Annotated in this window: 1 pseudogene; it reads right to left on the bottom strand. The window is 74.2% G+C overall.

The window, feature by feature from the left end:
• Positions 1 to 233, bottom strand: a pseudogene (locus tag J0695_RS41550) (DNA-binding response regulator); the annotation flags it as partial.

Here is a 233-nt window from a genome sequence, read left to right on the forward strand (position 1 = left end):
GATGCCCATCCCGGCCGCGATCAGCCGGGTGTCCTCGCCGTCGGCCACCCGTACCAGCACCTCGACCTCGCGCGGGGTCAGCATCTGCAGCAGCCGCTGCCCCTCGTCGTCGGGCTGGGCGGCCGGGTTCAGCAGCTCGGCGAAGGCACCCTGCAGCAGCTGCGGCGCCACCGCCGCCTCGCCCGCCCGCGCCTTGACCATGGCGCGCTCGACGCCCTCTATGCGCTCGTCAT

The organism is Streptomyces beijiangensis, assembly GCF_017315755.1.
Taxonomy (GTDB): domain Bacteria; phylum Actinomycetota; class Actinomycetes; order Streptomycetales; family Streptomycetaceae; genus Streptomyces; species Streptomyces beijiangensis.